The sequence below is a fragment of the Aestuariivirga sp. genome (assembly GCF_047602625.1).
Lineage (GTDB): Bacteria > Pseudomonadota > Alphaproteobacteria > Rhizobiales > Aestuariivirgaceae > Aestuariivirga.
Genome location: NZ_JASGGV010000002.1, coordinates 2,601,181 through 2,622,068, shown reverse-complemented (window position 1 = coordinate 2,622,068; position 20,888 = coordinate 2,601,181). Strand labels below are relative to the sequence as shown.

20 protein-coding genes, 2 tRNA genes and 2 pseudogenes are annotated in these 20,888 nt (G+C 63.1%); 13 read left to right on the top strand and 11 right to left on the bottom strand.

Annotated features, from left to right (window positions below; all coding sequences use genetic code 11):
* Nucleotide 1 precedes the first annotated feature (1 nt).
* On the top strand, nt 2-640 hold the full coding sequence (gene dhaL, locus QM694_RS18060; protein WP_415008296.1) for a dihydroxyacetone kinase subunit DhaL: 639 nt from the start codon (nt 2-4) through the stop codon (nt 638-640).
* Here the strand turns inward: dhaL and QM694_RS18055 are convergent.
* The 4 genes from QM694_RS18055 to QM694_RS18040 form a co-directional block, all read right to left on the bottom strand.
* Entirely contained in the window at nt 606-2,066 is a 1,461-nt protein-coding gene (locus QM694_RS18055) for an asparagine synthase-related protein (protein WP_415008295.1), read from the bottom strand. The two genes, dhaL and QM694_RS18055, sit on opposite strands and share 35 nt — an antisense overlap.
* Nucleotides 2,059-2,661: a lasso peptide biosynthesis B2 protein gene (locus tag QM694_RS18050; RefSeq protein ID WP_415008294.1), complete on the bottom strand. Its 603-nt coding sequence runs from the start codon at nt 2,659-2,661 to the stop codon at nt 2,059-2,061. Before QM694_RS18050 ends, QM694_RS18055 begins: the two co-directional genes overlap by 8 nt.
* A 67-nt stretch (nt 2,662-2,728) precedes the next feature.
* A complete protein-coding gene (locus QM694_RS18045; protein WP_415008293.1) occupies nt 2,729-2,878 on the bottom strand; it encodes a hypothetical protein in 150 nt (49 codons plus the stop codon).
* Nucleotides 2,879-2,934: 56 nt separating this feature from the next.
* On the bottom strand, nt 2,935-4,581 hold the full coding sequence (locus QM694_RS18040) for an ABC transporter ATP-binding protein/permease (protein WP_415008292.1): 1,647 nt from the start codon (nt 4,579-4,581) through the stop codon (nt 2,935-2,937).
* Nucleotides 4,582-4,753: 172 nt separating this feature from the next.
* Between QM694_RS18040 and QM694_RS18035 the strand changes: the two genes are divergently transcribed.
* Entirely contained in the window at nt 4,754-5,611 is an 858-nt protein-coding gene (locus QM694_RS18035) for a hypothetical protein (RefSeq protein ID WP_415008291.1), read from the top strand.
* Between the two features lie 39 nt (nt 5,612-5,650).
* Here QM694_RS18035 and QM694_RS18030 read toward each other — a convergent pair whose 3' ends face one another.
* On the bottom strand, nt 5,651-6,940 hold the full coding sequence (locus QM694_RS18030; protein WP_415008290.1) for an NAD(P)/FAD-dependent oxidoreductase: 1,290 nt from the start codon (nt 6,938-6,940) through the stop codon (nt 5,651-5,653).
* A gap of 80 nt (nt 6,941-7,020) precedes the next feature.
* A complete protein-coding gene (locus tag QM694_RS18025; RefSeq protein WP_415008289.1) occupies nt 7,021-8,157 on the bottom strand; it encodes an aromatic ring-hydroxylating oxygenase subunit alpha in 1,137 nt (378 codons plus the stop codon).
* Between the two features lie 280 nt (nt 8,158-8,437).
* On the opposite strand from QM694_RS18025, the gene QM694_RS18020 reads away from it, so the two are divergent.
* The gene (locus tag QM694_RS18020; protein ID WP_415008288.1) at nt 8,438-9,016 is read left to right on the top strand and encodes a hypothetical protein; all 579 of its coding nucleotides are present in this window, start codon (nt 8,438-8,440) and stop codon (nt 9,014-9,016) included.
* A 38-nt stretch (nt 9,017-9,054) separates the two neighbouring features.
* On the opposite strand, the gene QM694_RS18015 is transcribed toward QM694_RS18020, so the two are convergent.
* A tRNA-Gln gene (locus QM694_RS18015) sits at nt 9,055-9,129 on the bottom strand.
* Nucleotides 9,130-9,259: 130 nt separating this feature from the next.
* On the opposite strand from QM694_RS18015, the gene zwf reads away from it, so the two are divergent.
* The 4 genes from zwf to QM694_RS17995 all read left to right on the top strand — a co-directional run bounded on the left by zwf (nt 9,260) and on the right by QM694_RS17995 (nt 11,612).
* The gene (gene zwf / locus QM694_RS18010) at nt 9,260-10,732 is read left to right on the top strand and encodes a glucose-6-phosphate dehydrogenase (protein WP_415008287.1); all 1,473 of its coding nucleotides are present in this window, start codon (nt 9,260-9,262) and stop codon (nt 10,730-10,732) included.
* 56 nt (nt 10,733-10,788) lie between these two features.
* Nucleotides 10,789-10,865, top strand: a tRNA-Pro gene (locus QM694_RS18005).
* 149 nt (nt 10,866-11,014) lie between these two features.
* On the top strand, nt 11,015-11,290 hold the full coding sequence (locus QM694_RS18000; protein ID WP_415008286.1) for a type II toxin-antitoxin system RelE/ParE family toxin: 276 nt from the start codon (nt 11,015-11,017) through the stop codon (nt 11,288-11,290).
* A 10-nt stretch (nt 11,291-11,300) separates the two neighbouring features.
* Complete coding sequence (locus tag QM694_RS17995; protein WP_415008285.1) at nt 11,301-11,612, top strand: HigA family addiction module antitoxin; 312 nt, start codon at nt 11,301-11,303, stop codon at nt 11,610-11,612.
* Between the two features lie 234 nt (nt 11,613-11,846).
* Here the strand turns inward: QM694_RS17995 and QM694_RS17990 are convergent, their stop codons facing one another.
* The gene (locus QM694_RS17990) at nt 11,847-12,413 is read right to left on the bottom strand and encodes a biotin transporter BioY (protein ID WP_415008284.1); all 567 of its coding nucleotides are present in this window, start codon (nt 12,411-12,413) and stop codon (nt 11,847-11,849) included.
* A 62-nt stretch (nt 12,414-12,475) separates the two neighbouring features.
* Here QM694_RS17990 and QM694_RS17985 point away from each other — a divergent pair, with 62 nt between their 5' ends.
* Entirely contained in the window at nt 12,476-13,354 is an 879-nt protein-coding gene (locus tag QM694_RS17985; RefSeq protein WP_415008283.1) for an MBL fold metallo-hydrolase, read from the top strand.
* 61 nt (nt 13,355-13,415) lie between these two features.
* Here the strand turns inward: QM694_RS17985 and QM694_RS17980 are convergent, their stop codons facing one another.
* Nucleotides 13,416-14,825: an amidase gene (locus QM694_RS17980; protein WP_415008282.1), complete on the bottom strand. Its 1,410-nt coding sequence runs from the start codon at nt 14,823-14,825 to the stop codon at nt 13,416-13,418.
* Between the two features lie 144 nt (nt 14,826-14,969).
* Nucleotides 14,970-15,350 (bottom strand): VOC family protein, encoded by a 381-nt coding sequence (locus tag QM694_RS17975; protein WP_415008281.1) that lies wholly within the window; start codon nt 15,348-15,350, stop codon nt 14,970-14,972.
* A gap of 104 nt (nt 15,351-15,454) precedes the next feature.
* On the opposite strand from QM694_RS17975, the pseudogene gabT reads away from it, so the two are divergent.
* Nucleotides 15,455-16,760: pseudogene (gabT, locus tag QM694_RS17970) on the top strand (4-aminobutyrate--2-oxoglutarate transaminase).
* Nucleotides 16,761-16,831: 71 nt separating this feature from the next.
* Nucleotides 16,832-17,341 carry a hypothetical protein gene (locus QM694_RS17965; RefSeq protein ID WP_415008280.1) on the top strand — a complete coding sequence of 170 codons (510 nt, stop codon included), beginning with the start codon at nt 16,832-16,834 and terminating at the stop codon, nt 17,339-17,341.
* Nucleotides 17,342-17,388: 47 nt separating this feature from the next.
* On the opposite strand, the gene imm45 is transcribed toward QM694_RS17965, so the two are convergent.
* Nucleotides 17,389-17,739 (bottom strand): Imm45 family immunity protein, encoded by a 351-nt coding sequence (gene imm45, locus QM694_RS17960; protein WP_415008279.1) that lies wholly within the window; start codon nt 17,737-17,739, stop codon nt 17,389-17,391.
* A gap of 545 nt (nt 17,740-18,284) precedes the next feature.
* Between imm45 and QM694_RS17955 the strand changes: the two are divergent.
* From QM694_RS17955 to QM694_RS17945, 3 genes and pseudogenes are all read left to right on the top strand, one after another.
* Nucleotides 18,285-19,668 (top strand): annotated as a pseudogene (locus QM694_RS17955) (aminotransferase).
* Nucleotides 19,665-20,285: a pyridoxamine 5'-phosphate oxidase family protein gene (locus tag QM694_RS17950; RefSeq protein ID WP_415008278.1), complete on the top strand. Its 621-nt coding sequence runs from the start codon at nt 19,665-19,667 to the stop codon at nt 20,283-20,285. Before QM694_RS17955 ends, QM694_RS17950 begins: the two are co-directional and overlap by 4 nt.
* A gap of 7 nt (nt 20,286-20,292) precedes the next feature.
* Nucleotides 20,293-20,856, top strand: a complete 564-nt coding sequence (locus QM694_RS17945) for a chloramphenicol phosphotransferase CPT family protein (protein ID WP_415008277.1) — start codon at nt 20,293-20,295, stop codon at nt 20,854-20,856.
* Nucleotides 20,857-20,888 lie beyond the last annotated feature (32 nt).

Genomic DNA, 20,888 nt, shown 5'->3' with positions numbered 1-20,888 from the left:
GATGAGCAGTCTTTCCACGCAGGACGTCGTCACTCTTTTCACGCACATCGCCTCGGCCATCGAGGCGCAGAAGGATCATCTCTCCGCACTCGATGGCGTCATCGGCGATGCCGATCACGGCGTCACCATGGCGATGGGCTTCAACGCCGTCACGGCAGCATTGGCCGCCGCGCCGCCCGGTGATCCAACTTCAGCCTTCAACACGGCGGCCAAGGCGTTTCTCAATGCGGTCGGCGCATCGTCGGGTCCTCTTTATGCCACGGCCTTCATGCGCGCCGCGGCGGCGGTGAAGGGCAAGGCCACGCTCGACAGGGATGCGATGGTGGACGTTCTCTCCGCCATGGCCAAGGGCATGCAGGATCGCGGCAAGGCCGAACGCGGCGAGAAGACGATGATGGATGCCTGGCTTCCTGCCGCCGAAGCGGCACGGGAGGCTTTGGCGAAAGACGAAAGCGCCGCCGCCTGTTTTGCCGCCGCGGTCGCAGCCGGTGAAGCAGGAGCGGAGGCCACGAAAAACATGGTGGCCTCCAAGGGCCGCTCCTCGCGGCTGGGCGAACGCTCGCTGGGGCACATGGACCCAGGTGCGGCCTCCGCCGTCATCATCCTCAAGGAAATACAGAAGGCCGTGGCGGGTATGTGAGCCCGGCGTGCCACTCCGGCAGCAGCTCCAGCCATTTCAGCACCGAAAGCGTGGCGGCCAGCATGTGCAGGCTTTCAAGCTTTTCGACGCCCAGCGCCGCCTGTTCGATGGCCTGCTTCAGAGGTGCGGGATCGAACAGTTCCAGCGCCACGCCGTCCATACGATCGGCCAGAGCCAGCAGCATGGCGCGATTTTCAGAGAACCCGCGATAAAAAAGGCTGTTGAACGGCATCTTGGTGGGCCGGTCCAATATCTCGTCCGGCACGAGCCCTCTCATTGCATCGGCCAGCAATGGCTTCTGCCGCGCCGGATCCTGCCCGTGTTTCAGGCGGATGGCGGCGGCAAGGCTCGCCACATGAGGGTCGAGAAAGGGATGAACCAGCGTGATGCCCAGAGGCTCCGCCAGTTCGCGGGCAATCCAGCGCGTTTCGGCATTGCGCAAATTGGCGGCCAGTTGCGCGTGAAGCGAGGGTCGCGCGCCACCATGAAAGGCTTTCGCCGCCGCGTGCGCCCGGTCACTCCAGTCCATCCGCCGTGCCGCTTGGGGGCGCAGCCATGGCGGTTGTCTGAAGCGCGGATGCCGCCCGGCGAAAAACGTGGCGCTCGCGGTGAGCAGCGGCTCGATTCCGAACGGCCACAGCGCCGTCATCAGGCCGCGGTGCCGCGCCTCGCTTTCGGCCTTCGCCGCGCGCCACGCGGATATCACGCGTCCCTGTCCGAGAAATCCGGCGATCTCATAAGGCCCGGCGGCCAGTGTTTCATCAGCGCCATGGCCGGTGAGGATTTTCGTGATGCCCGCATCCTTCGCCGCCTTCAGCAGGGCCATGTCGGTGCCGGTGCGGAACAGCCAGGGCAGCGGCTCGGCATGCGGCTTCACATCCTTGAAACAGGAGAAATCGGTGAGACCTTCCGCTTCGATCATCCGTGTGCGGAGATTCCTGCTCCTCACCACATCGGCATATCGCCGCTCGCCGCCGAGTGCGCCATCGGGAAAGACCAGCGCAAATCCCTCGACCGCGCGCGCTTCCGCCGCCAGCAGCGCCACGCTGGAAGAATCGATGCCGCCCGAGACATGCGTGCCCCAGTGATCCGCTGCCTCCCGCGCCACGGCCTCTTGCAACGCGGCGCGGAAGCGGCGCGGCGCATCCTCCGCGCGGCCGGCATCGGCCGCAGCGATGGCCTTGTCCCAATCGAATGCGCGCTCAACCCGCGCCCGCCTGTCCTCTGTCACAAGCCGTTCACCCGCCCGCACGCGGTGGATCGTTTTATACGGCGTCACATCAAGGGTGGCCGGATCGGCGGCGGGCATCAGCAGCACGCTGGCGATATAGGCAGGGTCCACCGCATCGCCGGGCCGGAGCAGTTCTGCAATCGTCGAGGCGGTTGAGACCTCGCGGCCCTCCTCCCGCCAGAACTGCTCACGCATAGCGGAGCAGCGGCGTGTAGGCGGCGATGCGGCCAGCGCTGTCGCCGATCACCTGATCCCCGCTTTCGCACCAGGCGTGGACTGCCAGCGGATGCAGCGCCGCGCCGACGATGATGAACGCCGGATGGCAGTTGCGGCGCGCCAGCGTGAAGGCGGTCAACGCCCGTTCCTTGCAATCCGCACCCGTTGGATCATTGGCGGTGGCGCGGGCCACGGCAGCGCCGATCTCCGCCAACGTCCGTCCGTGTACGGATGATCGAATGCCGTGTCTCCACGCCTGCAGCGTTTCCGCCCAGCCCACAGCGGCGAAGGAGAGCCGCGCCAGCCGCACGGCATGGCCGGTCTGGTTCAGGACAAGCGCACCGCGCGTGAGCGAGGCCAGCAGCGCCGCACGCCGCGACGGCCGAACATCGCCGCGCCGCTGCGTCTCCGTCTCCAGCACGCCATCGGATATGAGCCCCAACACAAACGCCTGATCGCCGCCCGAAAGTGTGTCGCCCGCAAAGGCCCGCCGCAGCGCATCCGCGGCCCGCCCGTCGAGCGCATGAGTGTCGCCGCGCATGTCGATCAGGAAACCCTGCGCGCCATCCAGCACAACGGCAACATCCGGGGCGGGCCATATGGCCTGTCCCGGTGCGCGTCCGGCATGAACGATCAACGGATCAGTTGTTGAAGTAGTAGTACCAGGAAATATCCTGGCCCGACATGCCGCCGCCGCCCTTCACCAGTTTCACGGTGCGGCCCACACGCGTCATGCGCGGCGTGTCCTGTTCGGCGGTCTCCGTTTTGGTGTCTTCCGTCTTGCCCGTCATCTGCAATCTCCGGTGAGGCCCCTCAACGCCTGATACTACAGAAGCAAGATTGCCCGTCAATCGGCGGCCGCCGGTTTCAGCGTAATCACCCGCTCATGGAGGGCTGGCAGCGTGTTGCGGTGGCCGATGCTGATGATGGTGATTTCCGGAAACCGCGCTCGCATCAGGCGGTACATGGCTTGTTCTGCCTCCTCGTCGAGCGAGCTTGTCGCCTCGTCAAGAAACAGCCAGTCCGGTTTGGCGACCAATGCGCGCGCGAAGGCGAGGCGCTGCTGTTCGCCCAGCGAGAGAATGCGCGCCCAGTCATCCACCTTGTCGAGGTGCGGCACGAGGCGCGGGAGGCCTACGGCTTCAACAGCCTCAGCCACCGCCCCACCGCTCACCTTCGGGTAAACGGCAGCTTCGGCCAGCGTGCCCAGCGGCATATAGGGCTTCTGCGGCAGGAACAGCAGCGTTTGCCCCTCGGGCACGGCAATACCGCCCTCGGCAATCGGCCATAAGCCGCCCAGGGCCGAAAACAATGTGCTCTTGCCGCAGCCCGAAGGCCCGGTGATGAGCGTCGAGCTGCCGGGATCGAACTGGGCATTGAGGCCTTTGAATAGCGTGCGCCCGCCGGGCAGCGCCAGGCTCAAACCAGTGACGGCGATGCCGCGCGGCGAAACGGCGGGCGGCGTCACCGGTTTCACCTCATCCAGTGCTTTCCGGAAATCGGTGAGGCGCTGGGTGGCGGCGCGCCATTCGGCAATCGCCACGAAGGAGTTCACGAACCAGCTCAACGCGCCATAGACCTGCGCGAAGGCATTGCCGGTCTGGAAGATGGCGCCCAGCGGAATCTCGCCCGAGAGATAGGCGGGCGCCACCGCCAGCACCGGCACCACGGCGGCGATCTGCGCATAGAACACGGTGAAGGCGGTGAGCTTCGCCTGGCGCGCGATCAACTCGGCCCAGTTCCGGGCAATGGCCGCGAAGCGTTTGGCAAGCCTTGCGCCCTCGGCTCCTTCACCTTGCGAGACGGCGACGGGCTGGCTGTTGTCGCGCACCCGCATCAGCGCGAAGCGGAAATCGGCGTTGAGCCGTTCCTGCTCATAGTTCAGCGGCGAAAGCGGGCGGCCGATGAAATAGGTCAACACCGACCCCACCGCCGCATAGGCGATGGCAACCCACACGAGTTCTCCCGGCACCACGGTGCCGCGCGACAGGCCCCACAGGATGCCAATGAAGGAGACGAGCGTCGCGCCATTCACCAGAAGGTCCATCGCCAGCTTGAGGCTCGCCTGCGTGAAGGCGCGCGTGTCGTCGGCGATCCTCTGGTCGGGATTGTCGGCGTGCAGTCCCTGCACCTGCAGCCGGTAATGGCGTGATTGCCCCAGCCAGGCGTTCTGGAATTTCGCCGTCATGTCCTCGCGCCAGCGGAACTGAAGCCATTGCAGCAGATATTGCCGTGCCACCGAAAAGACGATGATGGCGGCGGCGATCAGCGAGAACACCCAGATCTGGTGCCAGAAGGCATCCCTGTCGCGCAGTTGCAGCGCGTCGAAGAAATCGCGGTTCCAGCCGTTGAAGAGAACGTAGAGCCACACCACCAGCAGGTTCAGCGCCACCAGCACGAGGAGCAGCAGAAGCGGAAAGCGGTTTTCGCGCGCCAGCCAGAAGGGCAGCACGAGGTCCAGAACGTCGCCCGTCTTGCTTCGCATGTCCGGCATGGATGATTCACCGCCCGAGGTTGAGGAGGTGATTTATCCGCAAGGCGCAGCCTCCCCGTCAATGGAATGATCGTTGACAACCGGAGATAATTTTCCAATTTAGCGTTTACGGTGCAAAGCGGATGGAATCACACCATCCCTGATCGCACGGCGTCGAGACGAGGACCGAAACATGGCCGACAACAAGCAATCCCCGCAGGCAGATGTCACGAAGGCATGGAAGGCGACGCAGGACCAAAAAGGTTCCGCCACCCGCCTCAGGATTTTCGCAGTCATCGCCTGGGCCATCGCCATCGCCGGTGAGGCGGTGGGCATCTATTTCCTGATGCACCACAAGTTCGACGCCGGCAACAACAACGGCAACATGCCGCTGCTCATCGGCCTGCTTGTCGGCATCGCCGTCTTCGCCATCGCCGGCAGCATGATGTGGAAGGCCGCGAACCGGCATGACCCGGCGTCCAAGGCAGAGCCGTTCCGCTATTTCGTGCAGAACCAGCTTGGCGCCATCATCACGCTCATCGCCTTTCTGCCGCTGCTTGTCCTGATCTTCATGGACAAGGACATGGACCCCAAGAACAAGCAGATCGCCGGTGGCGTCGGCGCGGTGCTGGCGGTGATCGCCGTTCTGCTGGGCGTCGATTTCAAGCCGGCATCGGTTGAGCAATATACCGAGGACATGAACCAGTGCGCCGCGCAGATCAAGGCGGGCCAGCCCACCACGGCCTGCTCGCCTGATGTGGCGGCACAGGCGCAGGACATCGCACGCGATTCCTCGGCGGTGGCCGATGCGACGAAGGATGCCCAGCATCCCAATGGCCAGGATGTCGTCTACTGGATCGCGCCCGAGAACGGCGCCAAGAAATCCTCAACCCCGCATGTCTTCCATCTCTGCGAAGGCGTAAGCCCGCTCAAGGACAAGACGGTCAACCACGGCTCGGTCACGGAAGCCTATGCGGAAAACGCCATCCGCATCACAGAGCAGATCGCCATGGAACAGAAACAGTGCGGGTTTACGACCGCGGCGCAGTGATCCGTTTTCTCCATGGCCGCGCCTGAGGATCAGGCGCGGTCAAATCCCAAGCTGGTCCCGCACATTGCCATAGGCGAGGCGGAAGGCGACGCCGGCCTTGTGGAAGGCGTGGAAGGGAATGGTCTTGATGTCGGTCACCGGCATGGGCAGATCCTCGCGCTTTGCACCCGCGATGCGGTCCGCCATCACCTGCCCCATCGCCGTTGCCATGGCGATGCCGCGGCCATTGTAGCCCAGCGCGATCAGCACGTTTTCTTCCGGCTCATGCAAGTGAATGTGATGGTCGGTGGTGATTGCCACCTGGCCGTTCCACACATGCGTCCAGGCCACGTCGGCAAGCTGCGGCCAGAGCTTCAGCGTGTAGCCAGTGAGTTTCGTTGCCTGATCGAAGCGCGTCACGTCGCCCTGTCTGCTGCGGCCGCCCATCAGCAGGCGATTTTGCGCGTCGAGCCGGTAATAGACGGTGTTGTTCGCCACCTCATAGAGCACGCTGCCCGAAGGCATGACGGAGCGCGCGAGATTATCGCTCAACGGCGCCGTCGCCACGATGGTGGTATAGACGGGCACCACGCTCTGCTTGAGATGCGGCCAGAGATTGTCCGTGTAGGCATTGGTGCCGAGCACCAGCCGGTCCGCCGTGACGCTGCCCTTGGGCGTTGTCACGCGCCATTTCGCACCCTGCTTCTTGACAGAAAGAGCGGGAGAGCCTGCGAAGATTTTGGCGCCTGCCTTTTGCGCCGCCTCGGCCAGCCCCCGCGCATAGCCCAGCGGATTCACCTTGCCGCCCTGCGGAAAGCGGATGCCGCCCAGATAGCGCGCCGTGCCGGTGGCGGAGGCAACCTCCGCCTTCTCCATCCAGGTGGCGGGCGAGCCAGATGTCTGCAATTGCGTGAAGGTCTCGCGCGTGGCGGCCAGCTTGTTGGGCGAGAAGGCCATGCGCAGCGTGCCCGTCTGCTCCGCCTCGCAGGCGATCCCGTATTTCCTGATCAGCGCGAACACGCGGTCGGGTGCTGAACTGGAAAATTCCAGCATGCGGCGGCCCATCTCCGGCCCGAAATCGGCGATGATCTGATCGGGATTGGGATAGAGGCCGGGATTCACCTGCCCGCCATTGCGCCCCGATGCGCCCCAGCCCGGCTCATGGGCTTCAAGCACCACGGCATCGATGCCGCGCTCGGCCAGGTGAAGGGCCGTTGAAAGCCCCGTATATCCGCCGCCCACGATCACCACCGAAGACGTGAGGTCGCCCGCAAGTTCGGAAACCGGCGCAAGCGGCCGCGCCGTCTCGGCATAAAGGCTTTTGGGCAAAGGCTGGCGCGCGGCGGTCATCCGGAAAAATCCCCCTGTTGATTTTTCCCGATCCTAGCAGGCCGCCACGCCGCTGACCTCTGCGTTTTCAGAACACCCCGTCATTCCGCCGGCAGATCGCCCAGCGCGTCGAGGACGAGGCTGTGGAAGTGGTGCAACCCGTGCTCGCTCATGAAGGTGCGGCCGCGGTCGATGATGAAGCGGCCCTGATTGTAGGCGATGGAATGAAGCCCGCGCTGCACGCTTTCAACGAGCGTGATGTCCTCGGGCTGCAGCACCTCGTCGAGATAGCGTTTGGCATCCTCCTGGCTCTGCGAGAGTGCGGGCGAGACGGTATAGAAGTCGAGATGCTCAACCGTCGTTTCGGGGCCGGTGGGCAGCATGTGGAACATCAGCACATTGTCGGTGCCGGGAAACACGCCGAAGGTCACGTTGGGCCACAGCCACCACGCCGAATAATCGCGCTCTTCATCCTTGGAAAAACTGTAGGCCGCATTGGCGCAGCTTCCGGGCGGCGAGATGTGGCTGGAATAAATGCCGTGCGTTTTCGTGCGGTAGTTCTGGATGTCCACCAGCTCCACGAAGGCGGGATGCGCCACCTGGCAGTGATAGCATTCGAGGAAATTGTCGACGACGTTCTTCCAGTTGCCCTTCACCTCATAGGTGAGCCTGTAGGCGAAGGTGAGATCGGCGATCTTCGGGCAGGCCTTCAACATTTCCTGTTCCAGATCGCCCGCCTGTGAACGGAGCGGCGGCGCCTCCATGTCGAGGTTCACGAACACGAAGCCCGCATAGACCTCGAGTTGCACCGGCTTCAGCGCGAACTCCTCGGCCTGAAATCCGCTGACGCTCTTCTGCCCCACGGCGGAGCGCAGGCGGCCATCGGTGTGATAGGTCCAGGCGTGATAGGGGCAGGTGATGAGCTTCGCCGTGCCGCAGCCTTTCAAAAGTTCATGCGCGCGGTGCGAGCAGACATTGTGGAAGGCGCGCAGCACGCCGTCCTGCCCGCGCAGGATGGCGATGTTCTGGTCGGCCACCTGTACGGTGGCGAAGCTGCCGGGCGCGGCCACTTGCGAGACATGGCAGCCATAATTCCATGCGCGGTAGAAAATCTCCCGCTTCTCGCGCTCATAAATCTGCGGGTCGATATAATAGCGCGCCGGAAGGGTGAAGGATTTCTCCGGATCACGGCTGAAGCGCCCGGCGGGCTCGAAACGGGTCTTGTCGACGACATTCATGGGCGCTGGCTCCCGGCAAGGTGGTGGCTGCTGGGAGCGGAGTATGGGGCGGGGAGAGAGGGGCGGCAAGAGTGCCGCTTTAAGAACGCGCGATATGCGCTCCGTTGGATCATAGGGGCAAGATTTCAAAGGTTTTATCACCTCGTCAGAACAGGACTCGTATTAGATTAGCCTCCTTCGGAGCCATCATCTTTAAGGTTATTCCCAATTCTTCCTTATAAGGAATTGCGGCTTACAAGGAAGAATGCTAAAGGAAGCGCGGTTAACAGAGGAGAGTCTCGTGGCACATGTATCCTTCATTTCAGCGAAGAAGCTCATTGAACTCTTGGTAGCGGCAAGCTCCCGCGAAGATATGCACGTCAAAGTTCTCACGACCAATCAGCTTGCAATCGGAATCGACCCCTTGCATCCAACCAGTGTGATTGACCTTTCCAAAGAACTTGTTGTTCCCATGAAAAAGGTTGTCGAAGCCGTACCCGCGCCGCGTGTGGTGGAGAGCGCGCCTGCCTATCGGCATTCGCGTCAAACCGGCAGGTACATGCTCGAAATCAAAGGCAAAGGAACTACATGCACATCTCTCAAGCAAATATTAGCGGAAGGTCTCAGAGGCCTTGAAGCACATAAGTCCGGCACTCTCGAAAAACTCTCCCAAATTAAGCCGCGCTCCAAAAGAATCGTGGCTCATGACCCACGGTATCTTTTTGAACAGTCCGAGCTTGTAGAAAAATATTCAGAGAAGCTCTCAAATGGCTGGTGGTTTGGCACCAACAATTCCGCCGATGAAACCACCACATGGTTGAAACGTGGATGTGAGTTGGCGGGTCTAACGTGGGATAGGGATTTTGTTGTGACTATTTAAATTTGCCACTATCTGCGATCTGAATAACAAGGACCCCATGGCTGGGGCGGGAGGGATCGAACCTCCGTATGGCGGAATCAAAATCCGCTGCCTTACCGCTTGGCTACGCCCCATTAAGGTGGCGCACCGTATAACGCCCGGCCCCCGCCTTGCCTAGACGGAATTTGCCGCCGTCATTGCGCTGCACAAAAGTTTTTGCAAACGTGGGGGAAGGCTTGTTCCCACGCGTTCACAGGAGTTGCCGTGGCCACCGTCAAGAAAGTGCTCCCGGGCGTCGGCCCGAAATTCCCGCAGGTCGTCGTGCTGGTGGGCGCCACGGGCGACCTCTCGCGCCGCAAGCTCATCCCCGGCCTGTTCCACCTGATTTCGGCGGGCTTCATTCCGGCCTGCCGCATCGTCGGCGTGTCGCTGGACGAGATCGATGTCGAAGCCTTCCGGCAGATCGCCCGGGGGGCTTTGGAACAGTTCTCCTCCCGCCCCATCGATGAGGATGACTGGAAGGTGTTTTCGGACTCCCTCGACTATGTGCCGATCAAGGCCGGGCCCGAGGCGCTGAAGGCGGCGGTGGCAAAAGCCGAGGCGAGCCTGGGCGGTGAGACGCGGCGCATCCATTATCTCTCGATCCCGCCCAACGCGGCGCTCTCCGCCGTCAAGATGCTGGCCGATGCCGATCTCGTCACCCGCTCGCGCGTCATCATGGAAAAACCCTTCGGGACCGATCTCGAAAGTGCAGTGAAGCTCAACGCGCGGCTGCACGAGATTTTCTCCGAGGACCAGATTTTCCGCATCGATCATTTCCTCGGCAAGGAGCCGGCGCAGAATGTGCTGGCCTTCCGCTTCGCCAACGGGCTGTTCGAGCCGATCTGGAACCGCAACTTCATCGACCATGTGCAGATCGACGTGCCGGAGACTTTGGGCGTCGGCAAGCGCGCCGCCTTCTACGAGACGACGGGTGCCTTCCGCGACATGGTGGTGACGCATCTCTTCCAGATCCTCGCCTTCATGGCGATGGAGCCGCCCACCTCGCTCGAGCCCGGCCCCATCAGCGAGGAGAAGAACAAGGTGTTCCGCTCCATGCTGCCGCTCAATCCGGCGGATGTGGTGCGAGGCCAATATGTGGGCTACCGGCAGGAGGAAGGGGTGGACCCGCAGTCCGACACCGAAACCTTCGTGGCGCTCAAATGCCTGATAGACAACTGGCGCTGGGCGGGCGTGCCGTTCTTCCTGCGCACGGGAAAGCGCATGGCGGAGGGCCAGCGCATCATCTCCATCGCCTTCCGGGAGCCGCCAAAGAGCATGTTCCCGGCGGGCTCTGGCGTCGCCAGCCAGGGGCCGGATCACTTGACCTTCGACCTGGCCGATTCGTCCAAGATGTCGCTCTCCTTCTATGGCAAGCGCCCCGGCCCCGGCATGCGGCTGGACAAGCTCAGCCTGCAATTCGCCATGCGCGACACGGGCTATATCGGCGATGTGCTCGAGGCCTATGAGCGGCTGATCCTCGACGCCATGCGGGGCGATCACACGCTGTTCAACACGGCAGAGGGCATCGAGCGGCTGTGGGAGGTGGCGACGCCGCTTCTCGAAGCGCCGCCGCCCGTCAGGCTTTACCAGCAGGGATCATGGGGGCCGAAGAACATTCACCAGCTCGTGGCGCCCCATGCCTGGCGGCTTCCCTTCGAGCGGGCCTGGCGCGATCCCGACAGCAACGCGGGCTGATCCGCTTTGGGCTTGACGGGGAAGGCTTTCGGCGGCAAAACGCCCCCGAATTCAGACGGAGTGTAGCGCAGTCTGGTAGCGCACCTGCTTCGGGAGCAGGGGGTCGGAGGTTCGAATCCTCTCACTCCGACCATTTTTGAAACGCGGGGAACATCGCAAGATGCCCCGCGTTTTTTATTTTCTCTCCCCCTGCGCTGGCATGGGGATGTGCATCGCAATCCCTCATTCCGTAAGGCGTCAACTGATGGTTGACATTCGTCAGGCATAGCCTTACATTCCGTCATGATCCGGACATTCAGAAGCAAGCCTCTCGCGGACCTCTGGAGCAGCGGAAAGTCCCGCATCGATAAGCGGTTTCATGACCGGATTCTGGAGCGGCTCGACGCGCTGGACGCAGCCTCAAAGCCTGAGGACATGAATGTTCCGGGTTTTGATTTTCACGCGCTGAAGGGCCACAGGCCGGTGCGTTACACCGTTCACGTCAATGGTCCGTGGTGCATCACGTTTGAATTCGATACGGGCGATGCCTGCCGGGTCGATTTCGAGCAATATCATTGAGGAGAAGAACATGGCCGAGATCAAAGCCCGGCGGAATACGGCCCGCGAACCCACCCATCCCGGAACGCTGCTGGCCAGCACGGTGCTGCCTGCCATGGGGAAAACCAAGGTGGAGATCGCCAGCCTGCTGGGGATTTCCCGCCAGACCCTTTATGACGTGCTGGCCGCCCGCCAGCCCGTCACGCCCAATCTCGCCATCCGGCTTGGCAAGCTGTGCGGCAACGGCGCGACGCTCTGGCTCACCATGCAGATGCAGCACGATTTGTGGGCGGCGGCGAAAAGCGTCGATGTGTCGAAGATTCCGACGCTGCAACCCGCGTGAATTCCATCGCCACTTTTCCTTCTCTCCTTGCGGGAGAAGGTGGCGCGAAGCGCCGGATGAGGGGTCGCGCGGACATCTGCCGCTCTCCCGGCCCTTCGCTTGCGCTCCGGGCGTTCGGGGCTCGAAATGGTCCACTGGACCATTTCGCGAGACGCCCCTCACGCCCTCATCCGTCTCGCGCTGACGCGCGATCCACCTTCCCCCGCGGGGGGAAGGACGAAAGGCGGAGAGAACTTACTTCCCCCGCACCATCGCCTGCGCGGCGGGGATCATCAGGGCGGCGAGGATGGCTTTCACGATGTCGCCGGGGATGAAGGGCCAGAGGCCCGCCTGCCACACGGCGGAAGCGCCGGTGAACTGCGCCAGCCACAAGAGGCCCGGCCCATAGACAACGGCCGCGCCCAGCAGCATGGCGGCGGAGAGTTTCAGCACATTGGCGCCCCAGCCGCGCTCCACCAGATAGCCCACAAGCGCCGCAGCCAGAATGAAGCCCGCCACATAGCCCCCCGTCGGCCCCGTCAGCACGGCGAGCCCTGAGGACAAGCCGGCAAACACCGGCAGGCCCACGGCTCCTTCCAGCGCATAGAGCGCCAGCGTGGCCGCCCCCAGACGCGCGCCGTAAGCAGCACCCACCGCCAGCACGGCCATGGTCTGCAAGGTCATCGGCACGGGGAACATCGGCACGCTCACCTGTGCGGCCAGCGCCACGAACAGGCTGCCCGCCAGCGCCAGCACGGCGTTGCGCGCGAGGCCCGTTGACGGCCACAGCCTGCTGGCCAGAAGATTTGCGTTCGTGTTCATGCCCCTGCTCCCATGCTAGATTCTGTCCGAGCCTTATATCCGGCGCTCCCTTTCGAGACAACATGACGCTCAATTTCGACCGCAGCTTCGACGTGACACCCGGCCACTCCATGCAGCTTTCGCCCTTGGTGCGCCGCGTGCTGTGCAACAATCCCAGCCCCTTCACCTTCAAGGGCACCAACAGCTTCATCGTCGGCCAGGGCGAGGTGGCGGTGATCGATCCGGGGCCGGAGGATGAGGCGCATTTGGGCGCATTGCTCGAAGCGGTGAAGGGCGAACGGGTCAAGGCGATTCTCGTCACCCACTCCCATGCCGATCATTCGCCGCTGGCGCTGCGGCTGCAGGAGAAAACGCAAGCGCCCATTTACGGCTTCGGCCCGCTCGCCGCTCGTGAGGCGGATGGCCCCCGCCTCGATGCGTCGATCGATCATGGCTTCATGCCCGACCGGCGGCTGGCGCACGGTGCCGTGGTGAAAGGCGCGGGCTGGACGCTGGAAGCGCTCCATACGCCCGGCCACATGTCGAACCATCTCTGCTTCGCGCTGAAAGAAGAGAACACGCTGTTCGCGGGCGACCATGTGATGGCCTGGGCCACCAGCGTCATCGCACCGCCTGATGGCGATATGGCGGATTACATGCGGGCGCTGCGCCTGCTGCTGGCGCGCAGTGAAGAGCTGTACCATCCCGCCCACGGCCCATCCTCCGTAAACGGACGATCTCTGGTGCGCGGCTATATCGCCCACCGCATCATGCGCGAGGCGGCAATCCTCGGCCGCATCCGCGAAGGCGACCGCAGCATCGCAAAGATCGTGGCGGCGCTCTATGCCGATGTCGATCCCCGCCTCCACGCCGCCGCCGCGCAATCGGTCTCCGCGCATATCGCGCATCTGAAGCAGCAGGGATTGGTGAGGGGCGAAGACGGTTATCTGTCAGCAGCATGATTTGTTGAATTGTCACCCCGGCGGTAAGCCGGGATGACAGGTAAAAAACAAATCACGAAACTTACCCCAGCCTTGGATCAATGGGCGTCAGCTTTCCAAGACCCAGCACCGTTTCCAGCGCCTTCGCCCCCGCCAGCAACCGCCCCTCGCCGCGCGGGGGGCCGACGATCTGGATGCCCACCGGCAGCTTTTCACGCGTGAAGCCGGCGGGAATGGAAATGGCGGGACAGGTGGTCAGCGTCACCGCGGAGACGATGGTGAGCCAGTCGACATAGGTTTCAAATGTGACGCCATCGCACGCCGTCACATAGCGCCGTTCCACCGGGAAGGGCGCCACGATGGTGGCCGGGCACAGCAGCAGGTCATAGGTCTCGAAGAAGGCCACGGCATTTTTGAAAATCCGCGCCCGGCCCGCTTCGGCTGAGATGATCTCCGGCGCGGTCAGCGCCAGACCCTTTTCGATGTTCCAGATCACCTCGGGTTTGAGCTTGCCGCGGTGCTGCTCCAGCAGCGGCTTCATGTTGGCATAGCTCAGGGCACGGAGCGTTTGGCTCACCTCGCGCGCGCCGGAAAAATCGGGATGCGCCTCTTCAACGATCACGCCCGCCTGTTCAAAGGCCCGTGCCGCCTTCAGCACGATCCTGGCCACCTCCGGGTCAACCGGCGGCAGGCCCAGGTCGCGGCTCACCGCCACGCGCTTCGGCATCCATCCCGAACGGCAGGCGGCGCGGAAACTCCGGCCATCGAAGGGCAGTGAAATCGGATCAGCAGCCTCCTCGCCCGCCATGGCGTCGAGCAGCAGCGCCGTGTCTTCCACGTTCCGCGCCATCGGGCCTTCGACGCCCAGCGTGCCATCGATGGTCGAACCCGGAGAGGCGGCCACGCGCCCCGGTGCGGGCCGTAAGCCCACCACGCCGCAGAAGCTCGCGGGGTTCCTGAGGCTGCCGCCCATGTCAGAGCCATGCGCCACCCAGGCCATGCCGGTGGCGAGTGCCGCCGCCGCACCGCCCGATGATCCCGCCGCCGAGCGTTTCGTGTTCCACGGGTTCAGCGTCGCGCCGAACACTTCGTTGAAGGTGTTGGCCCCGGCGCCGAATTCCGGCGTGTTGGACATGGCATAGACAATGCCGCCCTGCCCTTCGAGATGGCGCACCAGAATGTCGGACTGTGCCGGCACATTTTCCGCGAAGATCGGCGAGCCTTGCGTCGAGCGCACGCCCGCCACATCGGCGAGGTCCTTGATGGGCACCGGCAGTCCCGCCAATGGCCCGCGCTCGCCCACCGGCTTCCGCATCAGCGCCGTTGCATGCTTTCGCGCGCGATCGAAGCACAAAGTCGGCAGCGCATTCACCGCCCCGTTCACCTCGGCGATGCGCTGCTCCAGCGCATCGAGGCACTCGAGCGGCGTCACCGCGCCGGATTTCAAAAGCGCCACAACCTCGACGGCGGATTTGCCGATCAGCTCATGCATGTCGTTGTCCTTCCCCCCTCGCGGGGGAAGGTGGCGCGAAGCGCCGGATGAGGGGGTGGTTGAGGTCAGCGCGACCCCTCATCCCTGGCTTCGCCGGACCTTCTCCCGCAGGGGGAGAAGGACAATCACGTTTGAGCATTTTTACTACTCCGGCTTCCGGCACAGGGCGGAGAGCTTGTTGCCGTCGGGATCGCGCACATAGCAGGCGTAGAAATTGGGGCCGTAGGTGCGAAGGCCCGGCTTGCCCTCATCGATGCCGCCCGCCGCCACTGCCGCGGCATGGAAGGCGTCGACCGCGGCGCGGCTTTCAGCTTCCAGCGCCAGCATGGTTCCATTTCCCCAGGTGGCGGGAACCGCCATATGCGGCCTGACGATCCACAGCGGCACGCCGCCGCCCGGCGTGCCATAGCCCAGCTCATAGTCCTCCGCCACATTGCAGGTGTGGCCGAGCGCCGCCATCGCGGCGTCATAGAATTTCCTGCTGCGGGCAATGTCATTGCTCCCCAGCGTCACGTAATCGAACATCGCTCAGGCACTCCCCAGCCGCATATCTGGCCCCATTGAATCCGTTTGCCGCCACCCCGTCAACGGGCGTAAAAGCCCCGCCGAAATCAGATCAGGAGAAGATCATGAATGCACCCGTCACCGCCGTTCCGGGCCTCAACGCAAAATGGGTGGAGCGCCGCGCCAAGGCCGTCTCCCGCGCGATCAGCCCCGGCGCGCCGGTGATCGCGGCCAAGGCCGAGAATTCGGAAATCTGGGACGTGGAAGGCAACCGCTACATTGATTTCGGCGGCGGCATCGCGGTGGTCAACACCGGCCACCGCCATCCCCTGGTGATGAAGCGCGTCTATGAGCAGCTCGAGGCCTTTACCCACACCTGCGCCATGGTCATGCCCTATGCGCCCTTCATCGAGGTGTGCGAGAAGCTGAACGCCGTCGCCCCCATGTCGGGCGAGAAGAAATCGGCCCTCGTCACCACCGGCGCCGAGGCAGTGGAGAATGCCGTCAAATATGCCCGCGCCTTCACCGGCCGTTCGGATGTGATCGCCTTCAACGGCGCCTTCCATGGCCGCACGCTGCTCGGCATGTCGCTGACCGGCAAGGTTGCGCCCTACAAGGCCAAGTTCGGCCCCATGGCGCCCGGCATCTGGCATGTGCCCTTCCCCGTCGCCCACAAGGGTGTTTCGGTGGAGGAGTTCGATCCACGCCATCGAATGGCTGTTCAAGGCCGATGTGGAGCCGCAGCGCGTCGCCGCCATCATCATCGAGCCGGTGCAGGGCGAAGGCGGCTTCTATGTCGCGCCCAAGGAACTGATGGTGCGCCTCCGCAAGCTCTGCGACGAGCATGGCATTCTCCTCATTGCCGATGAAATCCAGTCCGGCTTTGGCCGCACCGGCAAGTTCTTCGCCATGGAGCATTATGGCGTCGAGCCGGACCTGGTGACGGCGGCGAAATCGCTGGCCGGCGGCTTCCCGCTGGCGGCGGTTGTTGGCCGCGCCAAGATCATGGATGCGCCGGATGTGGGCGGCATCGGCGGCACCTATGCGGGCAATCCCGTCGCCTGCGCCGCGGCGCTTGGCGTCTTCGATGCCTTCGAGCAGGAAGGCCTGCTCGAGAAGGCCGAAGCGCAGGGCAAGACGATCATGGCCCGCATGCAGAAGATCAAGGCCCAGCAGAAGGGCATGCCGATCGGCGACATCCGTGGCCTTGGCGCCATGTGCGCTTTTGAACTCGTCACCAAGCACGGCGGCAATGATCCGGATGCTGCGGCCGCCAAGGCGCTGGCCGCCAAGTGCCTGGAGCGCGGGCTGTTGATCCTCACCTGCGGCGTCTATGGCGACACGGTGCGCATGCTCACGCCCCTCACCGCCTCGGAGATGATTCTCAACGAAGGCCTCGACATTCTCGAAAGCGCCATCGTCGGAAACTGAAGCGCATCTTCACCTTCTCCCGCGCAAGCGGGAGAAGGTGGCGCGAAGCGCCGGATGAGAGAGAGCGTCGGATGCGGACATTCATCCTCGCCTCGCGCGGAATGCAGAATGTGCCGAAGCTGATCTTTGCCGCCACTCTCCTCTTGTCTTGCGCCGCCCTGCCGGTTGCAGCGTGCGACCTCGCCGGTGAGGTCACGGTCGAGAGCCTCTATGCCGCAGCCGATCAGGCCTATGTCGGCAAGGTCATGTCCATAGAGCGGGTTCGCAAGACTCAGGAGACCACCAATGCGGATGGCTCGGGCGTTCTCCGGCCCACCCTTGATCTCGTGCAGGTCCGCGTGACAGAGCGATTCAAGGGAAAGCCACAACCGCTCCAGCCCGTCTATCAAGCGCAATTGGGAGACTGCGGCGTGAGCCTGCCGAAAGGCGGCACATGCCTGTTCTTCACCACGCCCGATCATGGCGCGCAGGTTTTGGGATTTGCCAGCGCGATCTGCGATTCCCGTGGCCTGTTCAGCAGCCGCCGCCACAAATCGTTTCTTGCCACGGTGGAACAGGTCAAGGCGCTTTCCGCACATTGAACTGAAACACCACCTGTTCCAGCAAAACGCAGGGAGTGGATCGCGCATCAGCGCGATACGGATGGGGGTTTCTGCGGCAAGCGCGGCGTTCGGCGGCCATCGCGGCACACCCATACATCCTTGAGTGCGGAGGACGGATAGACCCAACTCTTCCAGTTCTGCCTGAGCCAATGCGGATCAATGCTCCGGCCCGCACCGGATTCGAGTGGCAGGATCACCAGCGCAAGTCCCGCCTTGTAGCCGGAATCAACCATCAACCCCATGCCGCGCCCGGCATCATTGGGATCGTAGACCAGAAGATCGACGACACATTCATGTGGATAGCTGCCGGGGCAGCGCAGCAGCGCGCCATGTCCCAGCGGCGCATCTCCGCAGGCGGTCAGTGCCAACCATTTCATGCCATCAGTGTCACCAATGCGGAAACGGATGCAAGCATGGAAAGGGCGGAAATCTCTCCTTGACACTTCATGATTTTATTCCTATGTCTCTTCCCGTTCCGCCCCATATGGGGTCCTGCTCATGACGGTGAGCCTGGATGGGGTGGAATGGCAGGCTCGCGGGCCTGGCGTAACGTGCGCCAGGCTCCCGGGGGCGGCCGGATAACCCCGGGAAAACAATGATCCTCGTGCCGCACGGCAGCTAGGCAGTCCCAGGCGGACAGAGCCGAAGCGTTCTCCGGTACCGCGAAGAAGTCCTGCTGGTGAGCAGGCGCTGCAAGGCGCACCACCGCTGGTCCCTCAAAAGACCAGCACACACGCGCCGGGCAGCGCCCGCGCCGTCCCTTGCCTGGCAAGGGGCACAACTCCTCCGGAAGCGCGTGTACCGCTTCCATCAAAGCGGGCGCTTGGCCAAATTTCCCCTGCGTCTCGTGCCGGGCGGCCATGACTGGAAGTTCCCGCCCGCCGCCTGTAAGAGGTTTCTTTCGCACCCTGGAGGTTTTCACATGCCGCTGTCGAACATGGCCGTCCGCGATATCGAAACGGTCATCCATCCCTATACGAATCTCGCCCGCCACCGCGAGACAGGGCCCCTGATCCTCAATGAGGGGCGCGGCATCTATCTCTATGACGACAAGGGCAAGCGCTACATCGAAGGCCTGGCGGGCCTGTGGTGCACGGCGCTGGGCTACGGCAACGAGGAAATCGTCGAAGCCGCCGCCAATGCGATGCGCAAGGTCTCCTTCACCCATGCCTTCGGCGGCAAGTCGCATGACGGCGTCATCGAACTCTCCGAGAAGCTCAAGGAGATTTCACCGGTTCCGGCCTCCAAGGTTCTGTTCGGCACGTCAGGCTCGGAAGCCAACGACATGCAGATCAAGCTCACCTGGTACATGAACAATGCCAGGGGCAAGCCCGAGAAGAAGAAGATCATCAGCCGCATGCGCGCCTATCACGGCGTCACCATCGCGTCCGCCTCGCTCACCGGCCTGCCGTGGGTGCACAATGATTTCGACCTGCCGATCGCCGGCATCCGCCACACCTCCTGCCCGCATTTCTACCGTTACGCGCAGGAAGGCGAGAGCGAGGACCAGTTCGCCACCCGCATGGCGCAGGATCTTGAAGACCTGATCATCAAGGAAGGGCCCGAAACGGTCGCCGCCTTCATCGCCGAGCCTGTCATGGGTGCGGGCGGCGTGCTCATTCCGCCCAAGGGCTATTTCGAGAAGATCGCCGCCGTGCTGCAGAAGTATGACGTGCGCTTCATCGCCGATGAAGTCATCTGCGGCTTCGGCCGCACCGGCAACTGGTTCGGCGCCACCACCTTCAACATGAAGGCGGATTTCGATCTCCATGGCCAAGGCCATCACATCGGCTTACTTCCCCATGTCGGCATTGACCATCGAGGAAAACCTCTATCAGGCGATGCTGGACGAAAGCCGCAAGCTCGGCACCTTCGGCCATGGCTTCACCTATACCGCCCATCCGGTGGGCTGCGCCGTGGCGCTCAAGACCATCGAAATTTACCAGCGCGACAAGATCATGGAACACGCCAAGAAAGTGTCGCCGGTCTTTCAGTCCCGGCTCATGAAGCTGGGCAACCATCCGCTGGTGGGCGAGGCGCGCGGCGTCGGCCTCATCGGCGCCATCGAACTCGTCGCCGACAAGGCCTCGAAGCGCAGTTTCAAGCCACAGCATGGCTTGGGCGCCGCCGCGATTTCGATCATGCAGGAGGAAGGCGTGATCCTCCGCAACATTCAGGACTCGGTGGCCTTCTGCCCGCCCCTCATCATCACCACCGAAGAAATCCACGACATGTTCGACCGGGTTGAAAAGGGCCTCGATATTCTCGAAGCCAAGGTCAACAAGGAAGGCTTGCGCGCCGCATGATCGAGACCGAGGAACAGCTCCGCTCAGGGTTTGCCGAGGTTCATCCCCTCGCCATCACCAAGTCGCGGCCGGGGATCGACAAATATTCCCGGCAGTTCATCTCAATGTCGCCGTTCCTCGTCATTTCCACGGCGGATGCGGAGGGCAAGGCCGATTTGAGCCCGCGCGGCGATCCGCCGGGCTTCGTGCACATCATCGACGAGCGCACCATCCTCATCCCCGACCGGCCCGGCAACAACCGGCTCGACACCATGTCGAACATCGTGGCCAATCCCAATGTTGGCTGCCTGTTCTTCATTCCCGGCTTCGAGGACACGCTCAGGCTCAATGGCCGCGCCCGCATCACCGATGACGCCAATCTGCTGAAACATTGCACCGTCAGCGGCAAGCAGCCGAAAATCGGTATCCTCGTCACCGTCGAGGAGGTCTTCATGCATTGCGCCAAGGCGCTCAAGCGCTCGAAGCTCTGGCATGACGACTACAAGCAGGACCGCAGCCAGATGCCCTCCATCGCCCGGATCATCATGGACCAGACCTGCGACACGGGCGTCGACGAGACAGAGGCCAAAGAGGCCGACGCTGATGTCGAGGGCGACTACAAGACGGGGCTTTACTGAATTGAGAATGTCGCGCGCCGGGCGCATTGTTCACCTCAATGGCGTCGGCAGCGTTGGTAAATCTTCAATCGCGCGGGCGATTCAGGAACAGAGTGAGGACATCTGGCTGCACGTCCAGATGGACAGTTTCCTTGAGATGCTGCCGAGCCGCTACATGGACCACGATGACGGCTTGCGCTTTGTTCATTTGAACAGGACGCCCGCCGAAGTGGAAATCCGCAGCGGCCCTGTGGTCGAACGGGTGCTAAGTGCAATGCCGGGCGCGGTGGCAGCACTCGTACGCTGCGGCAACAACGTTATTGTTGACGATGTTCTGATTGAAAACGACGCGAGTGCTTACCGTTCAGCATGGGAAGGCCTCGATGTTCTTTGGGTTGGCGTGGTGGCGCCATTGAACGTCATTGAAGCACGCGAACGAAACCGCGGCGACCGCGACATAGGTCTTGCGCGCTGGCAGTTTGAACGTGTTCACTGCAACATGAGATATGATCTCACCTGCGATGCGGGCAGCGCCTCGCCTGCGGAAATCGCAAGCCTTATCCTTGCCCGCATCGCTAGGGTATTTGAGTGAGCGGGATTGATCAGGGTCAAGGCGGGCATCCG